At 41.3% G+C, this 20,100-nt stretch carries 16 protein-coding genes; 8 read left to right on the forward strand and 8 right to left on the reverse strand.

Features of this window, described 5'->3' with window-relative positions:
* Positions 1 to 31: 31 nt before the first annotated feature.
* Positions 32 to 631, reverse strand: coding sequence for an IMPACT family protein (locus AFM12_RS15000; protein WP_055149692.1), 600 nt, complete (start codon positions 629 to 631; stop codon positions 32 to 34).
* 65 nt (positions 632 to 696) lie between these two features.
* Here AFM12_RS15000 and AFM12_RS15005 point away from each other — a divergent pair, with 65 nt between their 5' ends.
* From AFM12_RS15005 to AFM12_RS15025, 5 genes are all read left to right on the forward strand, one after another.
* Complete coding sequence (locus AFM12_RS15005) at positions 697 to 2,358, forward strand: glutamine--tRNA ligase/YqeY domain fusion protein (RefSeq protein WP_055149694.1); 1,662 nt, start codon at positions 697 to 699, stop codon at positions 2,356 to 2,358.
* Between the two features lie 83 nt (positions 2,359 to 2,441).
* Complete coding sequence (locus tag AFM12_RS15010) at positions 2,442 to 2,855, forward strand: hypothetical protein (RefSeq protein WP_055149696.1); 414 nt, start codon at positions 2,442 to 2,444, stop codon at positions 2,853 to 2,855.
* Between the two features lie 100 nt (positions 2,856 to 2,955).
* Positions 2,956 to 4,998, forward strand: a complete 2,043-nt coding sequence (locus tag AFM12_RS15015) for a TonB-dependent receptor family protein (RefSeq protein ID WP_055149698.1) — start codon at positions 2,956 to 2,958, stop codon at positions 4,996 to 4,998.
* A gap of 51 nt (positions 4,999 to 5,049) precedes the next feature.
* Positions 5,050 to 5,766: a pirin family protein gene (locus AFM12_RS15020; RefSeq protein ID WP_055149700.1), complete on the forward strand. Its 717-nt coding sequence runs from the start codon at positions 5,050 to 5,052 to the stop codon at positions 5,764 to 5,766.
* Positions 5,767 to 5,777: 11 nt separating this feature from the next.
* Entirely contained in the window at positions 5,778 to 6,632 is an 855-nt protein-coding gene (locus tag AFM12_RS15025; RefSeq protein ID WP_055149702.1) for a pirin family protein, read from the forward strand.
* Between the two features lie 46 nt (positions 6,633 to 6,678).
* Here AFM12_RS15025 and AFM12_RS15030 read toward each other — a convergent pair whose 3' ends face one another.
* On the reverse strand, positions 6,679 to 7,695 hold the full coding sequence (locus AFM12_RS15030; RefSeq protein WP_055149704.1) for a T9SS type A sorting domain-containing protein: 1,017 nt from the start codon (positions 7,693 to 7,695) through the stop codon (positions 6,679 to 6,681).
* Between the two features lie 690 nt (positions 7,696 to 8,385).
* Here AFM12_RS15030 and AFM12_RS15035 point away from each other — a divergent pair.
* Entirely contained in the window at positions 8,386 to 9,567 is a 1,182-nt protein-coding gene (locus AFM12_RS15035) for a TlpA disulfide reductase family protein (RefSeq protein WP_165492353.1), read from the forward strand.
* A gap of 1 nt (position 9,568) precedes the next feature.
* Here the strand turns inward: AFM12_RS15035 and AFM12_RS15040 are convergent, their stop codons facing one another.
* From AFM12_RS15040 to AFM12_RS15050, 3 genes are read right to left on the reverse strand one after another with little or no spacing between them, the layout of a single operon-like run.
* Positions 9,569 to 9,919 carry a VanZ family protein gene (locus tag AFM12_RS15040; RefSeq protein WP_055149708.1) on the reverse strand — a complete coding sequence of 117 codons (351 nt, stop codon included), beginning with the start codon at positions 9,917 to 9,919 and terminating at the stop codon, positions 9,569 to 9,571.
* A complete protein-coding gene (locus tag AFM12_RS15045) occupies positions 9,916 to 11,025 on the reverse strand; it encodes a hypothetical protein (protein WP_055149710.1) in 1,110 nt (369 codons plus the stop codon). Before AFM12_RS15045 ends, AFM12_RS15040 begins: the two co-directional genes overlap by 4 nt.
* 4 nt (positions 11,026 to 11,029) lie before the next feature.
* Positions 11,030 to 12,010 carry an acyl-ACP desaturase gene (locus AFM12_RS15050; RefSeq protein WP_172678817.1) on the reverse strand — a complete coding sequence of 327 codons (981 nt, stop codon included), beginning with the start codon at positions 12,008 to 12,010 and terminating at the stop codon, positions 11,030 to 11,032.
* A 111-nt stretch (positions 12,011 to 12,121) separates the two neighbouring features.
* On the opposite strand from AFM12_RS15050, the gene AFM12_RS15055 reads away from it, so the two are divergent.
* Positions 12,122 to 12,856, forward strand: coding sequence for a lysophospholipid acyltransferase family protein (locus AFM12_RS15055; RefSeq protein WP_055149712.1), 735 nt, complete (start codon positions 12,122 to 12,124; stop codon positions 12,854 to 12,856).
* 57 nt (positions 12,857 to 12,913) lie between these two features.
* A complete protein-coding gene (gene aspS / locus AFM12_RS15060) occupies positions 12,914 to 14,659 on the forward strand; it encodes an aspartate--tRNA ligase (protein WP_055149714.1) in 1,746 nt (581 codons plus the stop codon).
* A gap of 81 nt (positions 14,660 to 14,740) precedes the next feature.
* Here aspS and AFM12_RS15065 read toward each other — a convergent pair whose 3' ends face one another.
* From AFM12_RS15065 to AFM12_RS15075, 3 genes are all read right to left on the reverse strand, one after another.
* A complete protein-coding gene (locus AFM12_RS15065) occupies positions 14,741 to 17,533 on the reverse strand; it encodes a DUF7133 domain-containing protein (protein ID WP_055149716.1) in 2,793 nt (930 codons plus the stop codon).
* Positions 17,534 to 17,638: 105 nt separating this feature from the next.
* Positions 17,639 to 18,979: a hypothetical protein gene (locus AFM12_RS15070; RefSeq protein WP_055149718.1), complete on the reverse strand. Its 1,341-nt coding sequence runs from the start codon at positions 18,977 to 18,979 to the stop codon at positions 17,639 to 17,641.
* A 2-nt stretch (positions 18,980 to 18,981) separates the two neighbouring features.
* Positions 18,982 to 20,073, reverse strand: a complete 1,092-nt coding sequence (locus AFM12_RS15075) for a hypothetical protein (RefSeq protein ID WP_055149720.1) — start codon at positions 20,071 to 20,073, stop codon at positions 18,982 to 18,984.
* Positions 20,074 to 20,100: the final 27 nt, after the last annotated feature.

Below are 20,100 nucleotides of genomic sequence, written 5' to 3' on the forward strand. Positions count from 1 at the left end.
AAAAACAATTCTTTGAGAGTAAAATGTCAGTTCACCTCACCTCAACAAACCTTAACTCCTCCACCTCCCTTATCACCTCTTCCAACAGAGAAAGCCGTACCTCAATCGTCAGAATATACTGCGTGGTATAATCTTGCGAAATGATATTCAGTTCATGCTTTTTGATGATTCGCATGACGTCATTCATGTGAGCGATATCGAAAGATAATTGTAGCGTTTCATTGATGGTTTTTTCTTCCAACTTGGCTTCGGCCAAGGCCTCTTCAGTAGCGGTTTTGTAGGCATTGATTAGTCCGGGTACACCGAGTAAAGTCCCGCCGAAATAACGGACGACTACCACAAATACATTCCGTAAGTTTTTTGACAGCAGTACATTGAGAATGGGCTTTCCGGCAGAACCGCTGGGTTCACCGTCGTCATTCGCCCTGAAATTGAGATCATCGGTTCCTAAACGATAGGCGTAGCAGTGATGCCGGGCTTTGGGATGTTGCTTTTTGATTTCTTCCGAATAAAGCTTTACTTCTTCCTCATCTGTTACCGGAAAAGCATATCCGAAAAATTTGCTGCCTTTGTCTTTAAATAATCCTTCTGATGGTGCAGAAATCGTAAAATAGGTATCAGAAACAGACATGGTTTAAGGATTTCTTAAGTAATTTTGACGCCTTATAGATCGCAAGCTAAAATATATCGACCGGAATGTCCATCAAAGAAGAAAAAGAACGCAGTCTACATTTTATTGAGGAAATTGTAGAGGCAGACCTGAAAGCCGGAAAACACGAGTCTATCCTGACACGTTTTCCGCCGGAGCCAAACGGTTATCTGCACATTGGCCACGCCAAATCCATTGTTCTGAACTTCGGTCTTGCCCAAAAATATGGAGGAGCTACCAACTTGCGTTTTGATGACACCAACCCGGTTACAGAGGATACCGAGTATGTTGACTCCATCAAGAATGACGTTAAGTGGCTAGGCTACAACTGGGTTAACGAATTTTACGCCTCCGACTATTTCGACACCCTGTATGGGTATGCAGAAAAGCTAATCAATAAGGGATTGGCCTATGTAGACGAAAGCTCCTCTGAAGAAATGGCGGAGCAAAAAGGTACACCAACCGAGCCCGGCCGCAGAAACAAATTCAGCGAAAGAAGCATCGAAGAAAATCTTCGCATTTTTAGAGAAATGCGTGACGGTAAACATCCTGAAGGAAGCATGGTTTTGAGAGCCAAAATCGATATGAAGTCCTCAAACATGCTCATGCGTGACCCTATCATTTATCGTATCAAGTTTGCTCATCATCACCGCACTGGCGACAAATGGTGCATTTACCCGATGTATGACATGGCCCACGGCCAGTCAGATTCCATCGAGAATATTACCCATTCAGTTTGTACGCTGGAGTTTGTACCGCACAGAGAACTCTACGACTGGTTTATTGATAAGTTGGAGATTTTCCCATCAAAACAATATGAGTTTGCCCGACTGAACCTCACTTATACCGTGATGAGTAAGCGAAAACTGAAGCTGCTGGTAGAAGAAGGCTTTGTCAGTGGCTGGGATGACCCACGCATGCCTACTATCTCCGGTTTGAGAAGAAGGGGGTACACACCGAAATCCATCAGAGATTTTTGTGATCGAATCGGCATCGCCAAAAGGGATAACCTTATTGACGTGAGCCTTTTGGAGTTTTTCATTCGCGACCACCTGAACAAAATAGCTGAACGCGTCATGGTGGTCACTGACCCGCTCAAGGTTACCGTTACCAATGTACCTGAAGGACATATTGAGGAATGTATCATTGATAATAACCCTGAGGATGAAAACAGCGGATCTCGTTTAGTTCCATTTGATCGGGAGATTTACATTGAAAAAGAAGATTTTCTTGAAGACGCTCCTAAAAAGTTCTTTCGCCTGAAACCGGGTGGAGTGGTTCGTTTAAAGGGTGCTTATATTATTGAATGTGATGAGGTCATCAAAGATGAGAACGGAGAAGTCATTGAGCTGAAATGCCACTACATTGAAAATAGCAAAAGCGGACAGGATACTTCAGGGGTTAGAACCAAAGGTGTTATTCATTGGGTGAGTCAAAAACACCATGTACCTGCAGAATTACGCGTCTATGACCGCCTTTTCAAAGAGGAAAATGTAAGTGCTTATGAAGGCGACTTCAAAGATTTGATCAATGAAAATTCTTTGGAAATTATAAAAGGCTATGCCGAGCCAAGTCTGAAAGAAGCTACTCAGGACAAAAAATACCAGTTCATGAGAAATGGCTATTATGTATTGGATGATAACTCAACGACTGAGAAACTGATCTTCAATAAAACGGTCGGGCTTAAAGATAGTTGGAATAAGAAATAGGGGCTGATAAGCTTTAAATTGTCGTAAGTGTAGGCAACCATTGCTTTTTTTTCGCCATCTTAAACAAAAAAATTAAACCTATTATGAAGAGAATCTTAAGTCTGGCCTTTATTATAATGGCCATATTTTCAGCATCAGCTGCCGAATTTGATTTTGATCAGAAGGAATTAAACGCCGAATTCAGCGAGTTAAATGCTCTTGAAAACCTTATAATCGAGCAAAATTTAACTGCTGAAGAAGTTTTGGAAGTCAGACCAGAACTAATGGAGAATATTAAACATACTTCTGCCGAAGCTTCAGTAACTCAAACAAACGGAGACATGCCGCTTCTAGGGCCTTTCTGGTGGGGTTGCTGTCTTGGAATTGTCGGTTTATTGATAGTTTACATTGTCACTGATAATGACAAGGGACAGGTAAAAAATGCACTTTGGGGTTGTCTTATCGGCACTGTTCTTTTTGGAAGCGTTTATGCCTTTAACCCTTTCGGTTGGTTCTAATTTTACCTTTTGACTACATTTCAAAGCCGCTGATCTTTTTAGGTTTCAGCGGCTTTTTTATTGCTTAGCTTTGTAACACGATAATTTCTACCCAAAATACATGCTGAAGCAATTTCTGACTTTCAATTTCCTTCTTCTTACTTCTCTTGGCCTTTTGGCTCAAACAGACAGTACCCAAAACCTCAATGAAGTGACGGTTAAAGCTTTTTCAAGCAACCGTAATATAACTGAGGTAGCCGCTCCAGTGCATGTAATAGACCAAAAAGAGATTGAGCGATTTGAAAATGATGGCTTCATCAATGTCATCAATCAATACCCCGGAATCAGAATGGAAGAGCGTTCACCCGGTTCTTACCGGCTTTCCATTCGGGGGAGCTCGGTTCGTTCGCCTTTTGGAGTCAGAAATGTCAAAGTTTACTGGAATAATATCCCGCTAACCGATGCTGACGGCATCACTTATTTCAATCAGCTGGATATGAACAGTTTTCAGGGAATTGAGATATTGAGGGGCCCATCTGCGAGTATTTACGGGGCTGGTATTGGCGGAGTTATTCTATTGGACAGTAAAGCGGGGCAAACCGTTGAAAACAAAGGAAATAGTTTGAAAGTGAATTCTCTTTTCGGTTCTTTTAATACACAAAACCGTTCTGTTACCTTCACTTCTGCAAGCTCAAAAGTCAATACTCTACTCAACTATTCTCATGCAGGAACCGACGGTTATCGTGACTATTCTCAAATGCGTAGAGATGCCTTTAATTTCAGAAGCAGCTTCTTTTTAAATGATAAGCATACTATTCATCTTTTCAGTTTCTATGGTGACTTAAATTACCAAACTCCAGGGGGATTGAACCTCGAACAAAAAGAGGAGAATCCGAGATGGGCACGTCAGGCTACGCGATTTACTCCAAGTTCAGAGGAGCAGAAAGCAGCCATTTACCAGAAACTTTTCACATTCGGTGTAAGTCAGGAGTTCAGAATTAGTCCGAAATTCAAAACAGAAATCTCACTTTTTGGTACAAGAGCAGATTTGAAGAACCCGTTCATCACCAATTTTGAAATAAGAGAACAACGTTCTGTCGGAATCCGAAATAATAATATCTGGCAACTCAGCGATGTCCTGAAAATGGTGGCAGGCCTGGAGTTTCAGCAGACCAATTCTTCTTATGACGTTTTTGATAATAATGGCGGGGTAACTGGGGACCAACAGTTTGCTGAGCAAATCAAAGCCAATCAAAGTACCTATTTCGCTCAATTTGAGGCCAGTCTGCCCTCTGATTTTTTCTTGACGGCAGGCTTGAGTTTGAACCAGCAACTCTATGATTATGATCGGGAAGGAGGTCTCAAAGTCAACCAAAACTCTGGAATTCCTTTGATGCCCCGAATTTCAGTTTTGAAAAAAATAGCCCCGGCTATCTCAGCCTTTGCAAGTGTTTCCGGAGGTTATTCACCACCAACTGCTCAGGAATTAGTTGCAAATTTTGAATTACAAAACAGCAATATTTCTCCGTTGGAAGCAGAATCTGGTACCAACTATGAGGTAGGCATTAAAGGCCGAAAGCTACATTTTGGCTACGAAGTCAATGGTTATTTTCTCAAAATGAATGATGCCATTATCAGAAATGTAACCAATGAGGGTCGTGACTTCTTTAGTAATGCCGGTGAAAGCCTTCAAAAAGGGCTTGAAATTCTGGGAACATTTGATCTACCTGTCTCAGCCGATTTAACTCTGGTTGGCCAGGCTGGCATTGATCTCAAAAGTTACGCTTACACTAACTTCAGCGACCGTGAATCTATTTTTGATGGAAATCTGATTCCATCTGTCCCAAAGCAAACTTATATGCTGACGGCAGATCTGAAACACAACGCAGGTTTTTATTTCAATAATAATTTCACCTATCTCAGTGAAGTTCCACTCGATAATGCCAACACCGTTTTTGCCGATCCGTTTGCTCTTCTCAACTCCAGGTTGGGTTTCAAAAAAGAGTTTGACCGCTTCACTTTAGATTTGTTTGCCGGAGGCAATAACCTTCTCAATGCGGATTACAGTCTGGGAAATGACATCAACGCTTTCGGAAGCCGCTATTATAATCCCTCCCCTACCCGAAACTGGAACGGAGGTGCGTCGTTTACTCTTCGTTTCTGATGAACCAAAAACTAGAATATATGTTACTACATATATTAATTTACAGGAGCAATGACAAAAACCATATATAAAGGCAAAGATCGCGGTCACGCTAACCATGGGTGGCTAGATACTTATCATACGTTTAGTTTTGCGGGTTACTACAATCCAGATAGAATTCATTTTGGAGCGTTGAGAGTACTTAACGACGACACCGTATCAGGCGGCATGGGTTTTGGCACTCACCCACATGACAATATGGAGATTGTTTCGATACCACTGGAGGGTGCACTGGAGCACAAAGACACTATGGGAAATACCACGGTGATTAAAAAAGGAGAAGTGCAAATCATGTCGGCTGGTACGGGTATCCAACATTCAGAAAAAAACCATTCATCTAAGGATACCGTCAAATTCCTCCAAATATGGGTATTCCCGGAAGAAAGAGGCCTGGAACCACGTTATGAACAAAAGCTTTTCAATGAAGATGATCGACTGAACCAATGGCAAACTGTTGTCTCTCCGATGGACTCAATTGACCCGGGAGTGAAGATTAACCAGAATTCATGGTTTTCAATGACCAAACTGGAGGAAGGAAAATCTTTGACTTATCAATTGAAGAATAATAAAAATGGGGTTTTCATTTTCAACCTTTCCGGCTCAGCTAAAGTGGCCAATGAATTATTAGAAAATCGTGACGGAATTGGCATCAAAGACATCAACAACATTGAGATAAACGCCACCATTGATGCCGAATTATTGGTAATGGAAGTACCCATGTTTACATAAATTTGAATATCATGACAGAGAGAAAAATAAAAAGAATCGTGAGTGCTGATCGCCAACGAATGGGCGAACACCAAATGTATCAACCATTACCAAATCATGATTTTGACAATATTGACCCGTTCTTACTGATTCATCATCATGGCCCGCATACATTTCAGGCTTATAATCAGGGGCTTCCTTTCGGGCCTCATCCACATCGTGGTTTTGAAACATTGACTTTCATTTATTCAGGGGAGGTTGAACATGCCGATAGTCAAGGTTTTAGGTCGGTGATTAAACCGGGTGGTATACAGTGGATGACCGCAGGTAGAGGTATAGTCCACTCTGAAAATATGCCCGAACATATGAGGGAAAATGGTGGAGAATTGGAGATTATCCAATTGTGGATGAATCTTCCAAAAAGACTAAAAATGACTCCGCCGAACTATCAAGGACTTCAGAAAAAGGATATTCCGGTAGTACTATCCAAGGATTCCCTAATTGAGACTCAGGTTATTTCCGGCGAGCACAGTGAGGTAAAAGGTTCAGCTAAATCGCTGACGAACCTGACAATACTTAATGTAAAAGCACAAAAAGGTGGTCAGGAGACTTATACTTCAAAAGAGTCAGAGAGTGTTATGCTATATGTGCTTAATGGTGAAGTCAAAGTAAATGGCAAACTGATGATAGCACACCAAATCGCAGAATTTACGGATAAAGATAGTTTGATAAATATCGAATCTTTAACAGCTAGTCGCTTTATACTTTGTGCCGGAGAACCTCTTAATGAGCCGGTGGCCGCTCAAGGCCCATTTGTCATGAATAGCACAACTGAAATCCTGCAAGCCATGCGGGATTATCAAATGGGAAAAATGGGAGTTATGTGATGCTGAATTTTGACTGGTTTCTATGTTCTTAATGATTCAAGAAAGCTTATTCCTTCAGAATAAGCTTTCTTGAAATTGTCTCGTTTACAGTATTTATCCTGAAGGTATATATCCCTGGTTTGAGAGACTGACTAAACTGATTAACAGCTTGATTTCCTTCTTTTAGCGAAGTTACGGGAAAGACTCTTCCGTTAGAATCAATCAATTCAGATGCAAGAATATCTCCTGTAATACCATTCAAAACAAACTCCTTGTCAATCGCAGGATTTGGGAAAAGAACTAGTTCCTCTGACTTCCATTCCACAGCAAGAGCTTTTGAGAATTGAAAAGAGCCATTCAAATCTATTTGCTTCAATCTGTAATAGCTAGTTCCGTACAGGGGGTTGGAATCTTTAATTTCATATTTCAAAACTTCTGTTGAATTCTCAAAGGCCGATACCTCTGTTAAAGTTGTATAGAAACGGCCATCTTGGCTTCGTTGAACCAGAAACTTGTCACTCCCTAATTCTGCTTCAGTCTCCCAAACCACTTTTACGCCATCAAATTCTTTGTCCAGTTTAAACGTTTTTATCCTTACAGGAAATGGCCCCGAAGTTATCGGAATAGGAATCTCCCCACCTGTACAAATTCCACCTGAACTTGCCGCGGCATTGGTATATCCTGAATAGGTAGCAGTACCACCTGAGGCAGAACACGGGAAAGTAAAATTGGCATCCGGGTAATTCGGCGGCGTGCTAGGCAATACATTTCCACCTCCTGCTCCAGAACAGTTGGATGCTGTAGACTCAGATACCAATATATTGGCACCATCATAGGTGTAACACAGATATTTAGTAGTTCCACCCATTGTAAATGATAGTCTTACCAGTTTCGCTCTTTGCCCATTTGGAGGGACAACAATGGCTGTCGGAGTTAAGCTATAGTTGCAGGTTTCATTTGGAGCAGTACCTGTTTTTGTAAGATCAAGAGTTGTGTTATCGATCCTAACACATTGTCCATAAGCATCAACGGAGATGCTGAAATATGACAACAAAGCAATAAAGACCAGTGTTCTTTTAAACATTTTTGAGATTTTAGGAAGGAATAAAGTTGAATATTGAAGAGGATCCGTACTGTTTAAGTCTTCGGAAGTATCCTAATAATATCTAATTCTATGGTTGAAACTGATTGGAGCCAAAGTCACTGACTGAACCTGTTTTAAGTGTGATGGTTTTAACATTTCCCAGCTTTTTCAATTCTGGTTTAACGTACTTTTTTTTAGTTTTTTCCATTTTACTTTGAAGGATTTATTTAAAAAGGGGTAAAAGATTAAAATGTGAACTCAGTCATTTTATCTGAAGACGTTTTCCGTTTTTCCACAGTTGTTGTTATCTGGATCCCTTGGGAAACAAAAAAAATCGGAGTACATCATTTATAATATTGAGAAATAGAGGAGAGATGGATTACGTCGTGCTTTAATCGTTATGTTTTTGTTTGCCTTCATTTGTTGAAAAATTGCCGAAAAATCTGAACAACATCAACCCTGAATCAAATCTTTGACCTTAAATGGTATAGTGAAAAAAACAATTTAAATACCTCATAAAGTCTTTGGTCAAAGTTAGATACTTTCCTAATTATCTCAAAACTATTATTTAGACGCCTTCATTTGGTTTTAGTTACATAAATCTTCAGGAAAAGTTTAATTTTGGAACAAATCCACTTTTTATTCGTTAGTTAAGCAAGTCAGAAAAAGTACCCGATGCAAAATCTAGAAATGAAGAGAGTCTTAAATCAAAATCTCCTGGTCGCACTTATTACCTTTACTTTTTTCAGTTTCTCCTGCAATTCACAGGACAATGCCAGTTCAAAGACCATGGAGTCCTTGGATTTACACATTCAGGGTACTGTCAAAAGTGATATACCCGAAAAGGTATATCTTGAAAGAATGAATGAGCGAAACCTTGCGGTTCTTGTAGATTCTGTCAAGATAGGTTCTGACAAAACTTTCAAGTTTAACACTTCTATTCCGCAGCCCGGAATTTACCAACTCAATATTGATGAACAACAAGTTATCGGGCTTATTATTGATGGAGGTGAAAATCTTACGATAACGGCTGATGGAGAGACATCCCCTGACAAAATGCCTGAATACACAGTTGAAGGTTCAGAGAATATTAATCGCTTTAACGCTGTCTTGAAAGAGGCTCAGAATTTCGGTCAACTGAGAGCATCGCTTGAAGAAGAATTTAAAACAGCTAATGCAAAACAACAACAAGAGTTGCGTCAGCAATATCAAATGTCTTTCAATAACCACAGAGAAACCATTAAACCAATGATAGCCCAAATGGGAACTTCATTAGCTGGAATCATTGCGGCCAATAATTTCCTGAATCCTGACATGGATGGCGAGTTTTTGGTCAGCCTTAAAGACCAACTGATTGCGGAAGGTAAAAATCATCAGTTTGCTCAGCTTTTTATTCAAACGATTAATCAGCAAACTGTAGGTAGTGAAGGCAGTATCGCTCCTGATTTTGAACTGACAAATCTTAAAGGCGAAAAGGTTAAACTAAGTGAACTTCGTGGCAAAACAGTTATTATAGATTTTTGGGCTACCTGGTGCGGACCTTGTATTCGCTCTTTCCCGGGAATGAAACAGGCTAAGGACAAATATGCCGATAACCCTGATGTTGAGTTCTTGTTTGTAAACACTTTTGAGCGTGTAGGTGAAGATCAGTGGAATTCTCATGTTCAGAACTTTATCTCCAAAAGAGGTTTTCAATACCTCAATCCTCCATTGGATATCGGTAACCAAACGGCACTCGCCTATGGTGTAGAGGGCATTCCTGCTAAATTTTGTATAGACCCGGAGGGTAAAATTAAGCACAAAAGCACTGGATTTTTAGGCACCTCTGAGGCCGTTTATAACGAAATGGTTGAATGGGTTGAGGGAAAATAATTCATTCCAAAATCCTTTTAGAGAGCAAGTATACTGGCAGACCGATCAAGGCACCTATACTATCGGCAAGCCAATCGTACCAATCAAAACTTCTATGGAAGCTTTCAGGCAATATACCCTGAATAATCTCTATTATAAGGCCGAAAAGAATTGCCAGCAGTATTACTCCTAAGAATTTGGGCCTCCACCATAGCCAGAAAAAAGCTACTCCTGCAAAGGCGATAAAATGGCTCCACTTGTCATATAAGCCTACAGTTTCAGGCAGTTCATCCCCCGGCCAAATACAAAGAATTAGAACAAGAAGAGTATAACTGAAAGCCAGCCATGGCTTATTCAAAATAGTCTTAATCATTTTATAGCGACATAACGGGTACCATCAGAGAACAGCTCTATACTGTAATGTCCCGATTTATTTAAAAGTTGATTTCGTGTTTCTGATCCTTCATAGTAGGGTTGGCTAAATGTAATAATTCCTGAACCTGTATTTACGATTTTCCAAGTCATCCCTGTTCTAATGGCAGGGTCTGGCAAGGTATATATAGCATCCCCTCCGTTATGGATGTAGACATAATATTCGTCTGATAAAGCGGTGTCGTCATTAACAATAACAAAGTTTTGATTCATGGCCTGAAGAGAGATTTTATGAATCTCTCCATCCTCATCCGTGGTCAGTATTTCTTTGTCATTAGCGGCTTGAATCCCGGTTACTTTTAAAGGGTTGTCTGCAGCCTCAATGGTGAGAGGATGACTTACTGTTTCGGTGCCAATACCCACTTTGCCTCCGAAAAAATTATTGAGAATCACAGGCTTCATGTAAATCCCCCATCCCTTTTCAATAATATTCAGATTCACCCCTCTGAAATCCTCCATACGAACCGCATAGAAGTTCTCTATAGAAGCCTGATTGTCTTCCGTCTGACTTGTAAAAAAACGCAAATTCAACAGATCAAAATTATCGTTATGGTATGGCCGCCCATTGTTTCCGAAGGATCCGGAAAGTCTCAGCGTTGCTGATCTCCCGAGCTCGCCACCATCTCTAAATCCGTAATGGTCAGGCATACCCCGTAAATAATTAAATTCTGCCGTAGAATTATGGACATCCGTAAAGACTGTATCTGCCTGAAAGTTTGCGTAGTTGTTCGCCAGAATAGCGGTGTAATTGGCATTGGAGTATTTCGCTAATCCTACTCTTGTCGAGTCGCCATCTCCATTATACCAATCATCAGGTTCATTCAGCAAAACACTCAGCCCTTTGTTTTGAACAGAATCGTAGAGGGTTACAATACCCAATTTATTGTCTTCAGGGTTTCTAAGATATTCTGATATCGAAACCGGACCGCTTCTCCAAACGCTGTCAGTTGCATTCGAATTGCCGACAGTACTATCCACTATATTCCAGTTTTGAGCCCATAAGTGAGAGTTAAAAAGTAAAAGTGTGAATAGAAGAATAGGACGCATAGGGTCAACGACTTATCCAGCTAAACTCATACTCCAGTTCAGGCACTTTAGTTCTTTCAGCCACACGTTTTAGACGGGCTGGTAGTCCAATGATATAATCCCTCGCTTTTTCAGCTTGCTCTGTTATGTCACGAATACCCTCTATATTCCAGTCTTTGATCAGACTCTCCATGATTTCGATATAGTCATTTGCCGTATAAACACCTAGCCTTTGAGCAGCATCAGAGAAATGAGAGAATGTCTGACCCATTTTCACTCCCGTTTCACGTAAGAAGTGAGCAGGCATTACAATTTTACGCTTCATCATATACTCAAAAGCCAGCATCATTTCCGAAGGGTCTATTTCAAAAATTTTACTGACAAAAGTTTTGTAGGCTTTGTAATGTCGCATTTCGTCGGCGGCAATAACACCACAGATTTTTGACAACGTAGTATTACCGTAACCTTTTGATAAAGAGGCTGTTCTTCGGTGAGAAATATTGGTTGCCAATTCCTGAAAAGAGGTATAAATAAAGTTTTTATAAGGGTCTGTACCTGTACCAATATCAAATCCATCAGCAATCAGATACTGCGTTGAGGTTTCCATTTCACGCATATTAACTCGTCCTGATAGATACAGGTATTTGTTGAGTAAATCGCCATGACGATTCTCTTCTGCAGACCACCATCTCACCCATTTGGCCCAACCCTGAGGGTCTTTGTCGTTTTCTACCCCTTCTACTGACATCAGCCACGACTCATAAGTAGGCAGGGCTTCTTCCGTTATTGTATCACCGATAAGCACAGCGATATAGTCATAGGGAAGCTCTTTGCAAGATTCCTGAAGCAATTTAATGTCAGTCAGAAAATCCTCTGAATCTGATTCAGGAAGCATATCAGAGGGCTGCCAGTTCGTCTCGATTGGCTTTAAAAACTGCCCTATAAGCTCGTCCATTTTTAAGCCAATAAACTTCATCACTTCTATTCTGGAGGCAGGTAATTGCATATTGTTAATTTAAGAGTGTCAAATTTTCTGAATTGCAAAGGTAAAAAATAAACAGAGCCTTATGAATGATTACAAAGAATTACCTTTGCATGGAAATACAACATTTTTTTAATGAAAATAGTCATTGACTACATCTTAAGTGTCATTTATCTCCTTTATTTCGGGCTGATACTTGTCATATTTCATGGAATTCAATGGGTCACATTTACCCTATTCGGTTCAAAGGCTCACCAGCAAATAGTGCATGCTTTAAACTTTTGTTTGGTTTATGGCTGGTACCTCACCGGAAGCTCAGTCACTGCCAGAAAGAATGTTGAGCTACCTACAGACAGGTCGATACTTTTTATTGCCAATCATCAGAGCATGTTTGATATCCCGGGGATCATCTGGTTTTGGCGTGAGCATATCCCGAAATTTGTCGCCAAAAAGGAATTAGCCAAGGGCATCCCTTCCATATCATACAACCTTCGGGTGGCTAATGCTGCTTTAATTGATCGTAAAGATGGGAAAGCCGCAGTTTTAGAAATTGCAAAGCTCGGGAAACACATTTGTGAAAACACTTATTCCGCAGCTATTTTCCCGGAAGGAACACGGTCAAGAACCGGAAAAGTGAAAGAGTTTAATGTTGGCGGAGTAGCCACCTTACTCAAAAGGTGCCCCAATCTTTTGGTGGTACCGCTTGCTATTGAGGGAACCCAAAAGTTTAATCCGAAAGGATTATTCCCTCTGAGATCATTCTCAAACCTTAAGTTTACTTCGTTGACCCCAATAGAGCCTGAAGGTAAAAAAGCCGAGGAAGTTGTGGCAGAAGCCAGAAACCAGATTCTTCAAATAGTAGAAGGCTAAAAGGTCTCAAAAACAATTCAAATCCCTAATTTTGCACTCCAATTTTCAAAAAAGACAATGTTAAGAACTCATACTTGTGGTGAATTAAGACTCTCAAATGCATATGAAACCGTGACCCTCTGTGGGTGGGTTCAAAAAAGCCGCGATAAAGGCGGACTGGTATGGGTAGACCTGAGAGACCGCTATGGCATTACTCAATTGATGGCCGAAGAAGGGGTAAGTTCTGAAGCTGTACTTGATCAGGTTCGGGAACTAGGTCGTGAGTTTGTGGTCAAAGTAACCGGAAAGGTTAAAGAGCGTGAAGCCAAAAATGAGAAGATATCAACAGGAGAAATTGAGATCTTGATTGAAACTCTTGAGATTTTAAATCCTGCAAAACTTCCCCCATTCTTAATTGAAGATGAGACAGACGGTGGTGACGAACTCAGGATGAAATACCGCTACCTTGACCTGAGAAGAAATACTGTAAGAGAGAAACTAAGGCTTCGTCATAAAGTGGGTTCGGCGACCAGAAATTATCTGGATAGTCAGGACTTTATTGAGGTGGAAACACCAGTTTTGATAAAATCTACACCGGAAGGTGCCAGGGATTTCGTAGTGCCGAGTCGAATGAATCAGGGAGAGTTTTATGCTTTGCCACAATCGCCTCAGACATTTAAGCAACTATTAATGGTTTCGGGTTTTGACCGATACTATCAGATAGTCAAATGTTTCAGAGACGAGGATCTGCGAGCCGACCGCCAGCCTGAATTTACGCAGATTGACTGTGAAATGGCTTTTGTAGAACAGGAGGATATCCTCAACACTTTTGAAGGATTAATCAGACATCTGTTTAAAACTGTGAAAGGAATTGAGCTGGATGAGGTACCAAGAATGAGCTATGCTGATGCTATGCGTTTATACGGTTCAGACAAACCTGACACTCGATTTGAAATGCAATTTGTTGAGCTCAATGAGCTTACTCAAAACAAAGGATTTGACATTTTTGATTCGGCGGAACTGATAGTCGGTATTAATGCCTCCGGATGTGCAGCCTACAGCAGAAAAGAAATCGATCAGCTTACAGACTGGGTAAAAAGGCCGCAGGTGGGAGCTAAAGGGTTAGTTTATATCAAATATAACGAAGACGGCAGTTTCAAATCTTCGGTTGATAAGTTTTACTCTGACGAAGACAAAAAAGCCATTGCTGAGAAGTTTGGAGCAAAACCGGGTGATATGATACTCATCTTATCCGGCGAAACGGATAAAGTTAGAAAACAACTCAATGAACTACGTCTGGAAATGGGTAGCCGACTAGGGCTAAGAAACCCGGATGACTATAAAGTACTTTGGGTGCTTGATTTCCCGCTTCTTGAGTTTGATGAAGAAACCAACAGATGGCATGCCATGCACCATCCGTTTACCAGCCCAAAGCCGGAAGATTTGAGTAAAATTGAAAGTGCACCTGGCGAAGTAAGGGCCAATGCTTACGATATGGTGATCAATGGTACCGAAGTGGGCGGCGGCTCGGTTCGTATTTTTGAAAAACCCCTTCAGCAGCAAATGTTTAAACTACTCGGCTTTACGCCTGAAGAGGCCGAAGCCCAGTTTGGCTTCTTAATGTCAGCTTTTGAATATGGTGCACCACCACATGCCGGTATTGCATTTGGTTTTGACAGACTCTGCTCACTTTTTGGAGGCTCTGATAGTATTCGCGACTATATCGCTTTCCCGAAAAACAACAGCGGTCGTGATGTGATGATTGACTCGCCGGCAACGATTTCTGAAGAGCAATTGAAAGAGTTGGGGATTGACGTGAAGTAAATGGAATTGATTTCGATATAAAAGAGAAAGGAGAGCCCGAATAGCTCTCCTTTTCCTTTCTTTATTTAGAATGAAGATGTTTTAAACCCCATTCCCAAAACCGAAAAATTTCATCCCTTCCATAATCCATGGGGCTTTTTCGTCAGAACCTGTTTGCCTGAAACGAATGTAGCGGGCATTGACAGGAGAATCAAAACGAATCACATTCGGGGAATCTGCTCCCTCTCCTTCCCACACGGTTTCCCACTTCTTGCCATTCATAGAATACTCAATAGTCAACATTCTTGGATGCGTTTTTATCGGAGGCAAACGATCCCGCCAGCTGCCCTGTCTGATATTTCTGGATTTAAACTCCAGCTCAGATATTGATTTCGTTTGAGGAAATTCCACCTGAAAAAACATATCCTGAGTCTGAGGGACGCCTGTAGTCCACCCTTCAAATGTAAAGGCTCCAGAGGGCTTCCCTGTCCCCCCTTTTCTGATTAAATCAGAATGACTGGCTGTAACCACCCAATCTTCACCATACGTAATTTCTGCCGGTACCGAAGCCTTCAGGCTTTTGTATTGATAAGGCGTTGTTTGCTTTTCTGTTGCTTCTCTTACCCTCTTAACATCCTCCGCAGTCACCAAAGATGCTTCGTTTTCAAACCCGGCCCGAATAAACGAGGCAACCTGAGAAACCCATTCGTCTGAGTTTTGTCCCATGCCAACCATCACGACACCTTCGTAGGACTGTCCTTCAATCTCACCCGTAACTCCACGGAGTATTGTTTTCACGACATAATCAGGATGTGACCGAAGGTTTTTATTCCCCACGAAAGAAGGAGCCATAAGCCCTGAACCTACCGGTGTCCCCCGGCCGTCAAGTCCATGACATTGAGAACATAATTCAGTGTAAATCTTTTGTCCTTCTTCAATTCGGGCCTTCTCCTCATCACTGTAATTTGGGTTATTTCTTCCAAAAAACGAATGAACAACAGGAGGTTCCAAAATTTGCTGACCTACCAACTGAACTCCTGCAGCCGCGTTTTTCTGCATAGCAATTTTGATATTCTCTTCAATATCAGGCACCTGTAGTACTTTGGCCGTTTGCATGGCACGGATAGCCACATCGGTATTCTTGTCAAGCATCAGCTTTTTGTAATACTCGTCAAAAGACTTGTCGCCCGCTTTATACAAACTTTCTGAAACCCACATGGCCATATTACGCACCCTGTAGTTAGGGTCAGCCATCAAATCTTTGACAAGTTTAGCATCCAAAGCCCCTATACCTTCCAACACCCATAGAGCATGAAAACGCGGCTCTGGTTTTGAGGAATTACGAGCCATTGCTTCTAATTGAGGTACCACAGATTTGTCCTGACGTAAAACCAACAATTGCTGAGCTTTATCACGCCACCAGCCATTCGGGTGCTCCAAATGTTTTACCAGTTGTGCTGAAGTTTCCTCAAACATTCTTGGTTGCGTTTGATCTCTCGGGAAGTCCTTATGACTTAGTCGCCAGATTCTACCAAGACCCACTACCTTATCCAATTGATATTGTTCAATTTTCACTCTCAGATATGAGCCTTTTCCGGCCCATTCGCCTTCCTGAATAATACCGTGGTACATATCAGTAATGTACATGCTTCCGTCAGGAGCCGTAGTCATATCTACTGGCCTGAAGAGTGGATCAGTGGACCGAATAAACTCGGCTTTCTCATTTTGGTAATAGTTTTTCAGTTGTGTTATTCCACCATTATTTTCTTTGCTGATTCTTCTGACAATTCTTGCAACCGGTTCTCCATAAAAATACTCTCCATACAGCTCCTGAGGTAATCTGTGCCCTCTGAAAATATCGTTTCCTGCAGCTCCGGTAACTTCGTTTAATGATCCATCCGGTTGTCTTACAGCCCTCATCCCACCTTGCATGTCAGCAATTTTTACCGGTGCACCCCAAGGTACTCTGAAGCCTTCCTCAAATTGACCCTCTTTGACCACATAATCACCCAGATGAATGGGAAACTGCCAGTAAGAAGGCACGCCACTGGCCCCACCCTGAAACCAAAGTTTTCCGTCGTCATCATGTGTTACTCCCCATTGACCGTGATTTGAGCCCGTAGCCTCTCTTTTTACGCCATCGGGAGTCCAGCGAACTCTGAACGGATTCACCGTGCTATATAGCCAGTTATCCATTCCCCAGTACATGAAGGCCTGCTGATGTTCCACATTGCCTGATCGCCCGTAATTATCACAGAAGAACTCCTTTTTGTCAGCATGACCGTCCCCATCTGTATCGGTGTATTTGTAGACCACATCCTGATTTGACTCCATCGTAAGAATGCAATCCGGACCAAAAGGAAGGACAAATCGGGGAAAAACTAAATTGTTGACAAACATGCCGCCCGACTCGTAGACGCCATCGTTGTCTTTATCCTCCCATCTTGATATACCTGAAATCGGCTCTAATTCATTGTCGGAGTCTGCAGTGAGCATGTAACTTCTTAGCTCTAAAACGTACATTCTGCCGTTACCATCAAAGGCAATAGCCCCGGGCTGTTGAATCTGTGGTTCGGTAAGAATGGCCTCAATATCATAGCCATCCATCAGGATGAACTGATCTTTTTGTTCAGCTACAGAAAGCGGCAATACAGGTGGCTTTGGATCCAGGTCAATACCTTTCCAATAATCCATTGTAGTATCCGCGGTTTCCGGCAAAGCAATTACAGGATAACCTTTTTCATTGGTCACAACTTCTTCGGAAGCAGAAATTATCTGACCTGTGGCGTTATCAGCTGAGGACGTTGAAGAACCCGGCTTTTGGCATTGCCAAAGCATCAAAGAAGCTGAACAGATGGCCAGCAGAGAAGTACTAAAGCTCAGAGGCTTATTCATTTGTTTACGTTTATTTATTTCAATAGCTACACCAAATTATACGCAAAAGGCCAATGTTTCAAAACATTGGCCTCTCATTAGACAAAATTGCCTTTTTTAAAGATTTCAGTTCTCTCCAAAATTGTCAGAAATGATTTTTCGCAACGCCTGATGAGGTCTTAATCCTGCCTTTTTATACACCTTTGGGTTTGATTGTGAAGAAGTAGCCGGCTCATAGTCTTTCAGGTTTTCTTTGCGGTAAACCTCATATTCTTCGTCGGTCATTTCTTTACGGCTTCGTTCTCCGGTGCTGTATCCGTTTTTATAATCACTTACTCTGACCCCGGTCTGAGCTTTGCGAAGCATTTCAAGCAATTCTTTGTTCTCCGCTTTCAGTTCTTCTTTTTCTGCTTTGAAATCTTCCATGGAGCCAATCAGGTTCAATTGATTCTGAAAATGAGATTGTTCCGCCATAAATTTTTGAATGTTTTTCTGCAATTCCAGCTTTTGGGGATAAAGCTTTTTTAGTCGCCTTTTCGCCCTCCTAATCTTAGGATTCAAAGAAAAACCACGGACCCAATAGGTTTGTAGAATCGGGAAGGCAATTCCAAGACAAATTGCTCCGGCAATGGCAAAAAGAACGCCACTCAAAATAAATGACAACATAGCCCATGGGCTACTCACCAGATCAATATTGAGTTGATCGTATTCGAGTAATTTTTGATCTATTTTTTGCAATAATTCCTCCTGATTTACCGCCATTGCAGGGTCAATCGGGGTACTTTCTAATTGTAAAGATTTGATCTGTCGGTTAATTCCTTCTTTGAGCTTATCCGTTTTATAAGCCTCATATCTAAACCAGCCAAGCACCACCAGTGTACCCACCGAAACAGTTAATAGAACTACCTGAAAAGCTCCGTAGGCTTTCTTACCTTGTCCATTGAGGTAAGGCTGCTCCACCAGTCTTTCGTAAGCCGGCTTTAAAAGAATGGATAATGAGGCTAAACCAACGGCAAATGCCCAGGCCTCAAACGTATTTCTGATGTTAAGGGCATAGGCCACAATCTCATGAGAAATGATCAGGTCACCAGCGACAAAGGCTATACCAGCGAGCAAGTATAATACCCCGGCCAGCATGGCATAAGGCGTTTTCCTATTTTCTTTTTCTGACTCTGATTTTTCTTTTTCAGCCTCTGTTTTTGAAATGTTTTCCTCCACGCCCTCCAATTCCTTCTCCAATGAATTTACCGCAGCTGTTTTGGTCAATAATTGCTGATTAACAGGCTTTTGTTCCGTTTTAAAGGTTTTAATATCACTATCTATCTGCTTTAACCGATCCTGATTTTCGGTAATCCGATCAGTAATCCACCTCTGTTCTACATCAGACTGCAAGTATTCCTGAAAATGCTCAGCTTCCACATTGACCAATCCACTTTTGAAGCCTTCGTTATAATCCTGATTTTCCATTTTTATTCAATGATTTTTTTGATCTCTGCTCTTGTCAGTTTATCTCGATATGAGCGAGCCAATTTAAATTCGCTTTCAAAAAGGTGAATTAATGCCTGTTTCTGATTTTTCAATTCCTCCAGCTTTCCTTCAGCCTTGTTCAGGTCAGGTATAATTTTCCATTTTTCCATTCTGATTTCATCCAATTGTATTGAGAGTTCATTGAGTTTTTCCTCAATACCATCAATACCCTTTTTCTGATTCCTTTTGACTTCCAGATTACTTTTCCAAACATCCAGATCTTCCTTAAAAAGGCTGATGTTTTCGAGAAAGAGCTTTCCCGAATACAGAAACAGCGAAAAAATGAAAAGAAACAATCCGACTGAAAGTCCCGCACTCATACTACCCAAAGCCTGTAAAAACACAAAAACAGAGGCCGATAAAGGCAGTAAAGTTTCACTCAAAACTCTTCGCCAGTTCACCTCTTCATCTGAATGTTGTAAAAAACTTTTGCCGGTAAAGAAGCTATACATCCCGGCAAAAAATACGCCGATACTGACAAGAAAATGTACTTCCGGATATGCATCTTTCATCACGGTATCAATTAGAAAGAAATTACCACAGGCCATAATAATAGAGAGAATCAGACTAACGGAGGTTCTGGGTAACTGGTGATTTTCAAGTGACGCCAAAGCAAAGGTTTCTTTTTTCTGTTTGTGCTCGGCAACCCGTTCTTCCAGCTGAGACATTTTGAGATTATGTTCACCTATTTTCTCAGAATGAAGCTCGGCCAGCTTTTTATTTTCCGCAGCTTTTTCGTCAAATACAGCTTCGATCAATTTTATTTTGTCGTTGGCATCGGCATCCGTCAAACCAAAAATAACACCTTCGTCTCTCAGCAGATCTTCGTCCTGAAGCCAGGCCGGTAAATCTGATTTCAAAGGAGCGGGATCAAATTTTGAAATTAAAGCAGGCTCCGGATTTTTAAGTTCTTTTTGCGGCAAGATTACCGGTGCCAAATCTGGCTGTTGGTCTTCAGGAAGTTCAAAATAGGGCTCTTCGAGCTCCTGAAGCTCTTTCTTAAAAAACTGACTAATGAGAAGGAAGGGATTCATAGAAATTCAACGGTAATAGCTTTCAAT

The sequence above is a fragment of the Jiulongibacter sediminis genome (assembly GCF_001306455.1).
GTDB lineage: Bacteria > Bacteroidota > Bacteroidia > Cytophagales > Spirosomataceae > Jiulongibacter > Jiulongibacter sediminis.